Origin of the sequence: Embleya sp. NPDC059213, from assembly GCF_042754445.1 — a bacterium.
Taxonomy (GTDB): Bacteria; Actinomycetota; Actinomycetes; order Streptomycetales; family Streptomycetaceae; genus Embleya.
On the sequence record NZ_JBHZAV010000408.1, the window covers coordinates 1 to 1,779 of the forward strand.

2 protein-coding genes are annotated in these 1,779 nt (G+C 69.3%); both read right to left on the reverse strand.

What is annotated here, in order from left to right; translation table 11 throughout:
* Nucleotides 1-174 precede the first annotated feature (174 nt).
* Entirely contained in the window at nucleotides 175-753 is a 579-nt protein-coding gene (locus ACFXMF_RS47675) for a TetR/AcrR family transcriptional regulator (RefSeq protein ID WP_379990645.1), read from the reverse strand.
* Between the two features lie 58 nt (nucleotides 754-811).
* A partial coding sequence (locus ACFXMF_RS47680; protein WP_380021346.1) for a dolichyl-phosphate-mannose--protein mannosyltransferase occupies nucleotides 812-1,779 on the reverse strand: 968 nt, incomplete at its 5' end.

Below are 1,779 nucleotides of genomic sequence, written 5' to 3' on the forward strand. Positions count from 1 at the left end.
GGGGCGTGGTTTGCGTGTGTCTTGTGGGGCTTGGGTTGTCCTCAAACGCCGGACGGGCTGAGTGGGGTTGTTGCCCGGGTGTGGGTGCGTCTTGTGGGGCTTGGGTTGTCCTCAAACGCCGGACGGGCTGAGTGGGGTTGTCTACCTGGGTGTGTGCGTTTTGGGGGTTGGAGGCTACGGCGTGGGGGGTTCTGCCGTGGTGCCGAGGATCAGGAGGCGGGCGGAGCGGGTTACGGTTTGTTCGACTTCGGTCATGGACATGCGGCCGAAGGCCCAGCTGAAGAGGGCACCTTCCCAGGCGATGCCGAGCAGGTGGACGAACTCGTCGGCGTCGGCGATCTCGTCGGCTACCGCGGTGCGGAACATGTCGTTCATGATGCGGTTGATCTCGCGGTGGCAGTCGCCCACGCCGGGGTCGGACGAGCCGAGGGCGTGGATCAGCGCGGCGGTCAGCCGCGGGTGGCGGGCCATCGTGCGGCAGGTGGCGCGCAGGATCGCGCAGACCCGTTCCGCGGCGTCGACGCCGTCCGGCCGGGCCGCGCCGCTGCGTTCCAGTGCCGCGATCCACTCCAGGTGGGTGGCCGCGAGCAGGTGGTCCTTCGAGGAGAAGTGCCGGTAGATGGTCGCCGACGAGAGCCGGGACAGGCGGACCACGTCGCGCATCTGCACGCTGTCGTAGCCGCCCGCCGCGGCCAGTTCGCGGGTCGCCTCGATGGCTCGCCTGCGTATGTCCTGCTCTCGCGCGACGGACACCGGCGCAGCCTCTCTCGGGATCGACGACGGGATCGGCAACGGGATCGGCGTCGGCACGCTAGATCCAGGTGCTGAACCACATGCGATCCAGCCACCCGCTGCGGGAGATCGTCTCACCGGTGAAGATCGGATAGAAGTACAGGAAGTTCCAGGCGATCAGGGCGATGATGGCGACGACGCCGGCGGTGCCCCAGGCGCGTCGTCGTTCGGATGCGTCGGGTGGGCCGAGGAGTGCGCCGAGCATCATGGTGACGGCCAGGCACAGGAACGGGACGAAGGCGACGGCGTAGAACAGGAAGATCGTGCGTTGCTGGTAGGCCATCCAGGGCAGGTAGGCCGCGGCGAGGCCGCACAGGATCGCTCCGGCGCGCCAGTCGCGGCGGCCGGCCCAGCGGAAGAGCAGGTAGCCGACCGCGATCACGCCGCTCCACCACAGCAGTGGCGTCCCGATGCCCAACACGGTCTGATAGCAGTCCTGCTCGGTACACCCGGCCGTGCCCTGGTGCACGGTCTCGAAGTAGTAGGCGACCGGCCGCCCCAGGACCAGCCAGCTCCACGGGTTCGACTGGTACGGGTGTGGGCTGTCCAGGCCGGTGTGGAACGACCACATTTCGGCGTGGTAGTGCCACAGGCTGCGTAGTGGCGCCGGTACCCAGGACATGCCGAATTGGGGCAGGGGGATGCCGAGTACCTCGTCGGGGGAGAGTCCGGGGCGGTCGTCGGCCCAGTGGCGGAAGTAGCCGCCGTCGGTCGTGAACCAGCCGGTCCAGGACCAGGTGTAGATGGCCACGGCGATGCCGACGGTGGCGAGGAAGGCGAGGAGTACGTCGTGGCGCAGGGTGGCGCGGTAGGGGCGGCGGGCGCCGCAGGCGCGTCGGGTGCCGGCGTCCCACAGGACGGTGAGGATGCCGAAGGCGGCGAGGACGTAGACGCCGCTCCATTTGGTGCCGCAGGCCAGGCCGAGGCAGATGCCGGCCATGACGCGCCAGGGGCGGAGTCCGAGTTTCATGGAGGCGGCGCGGGCGG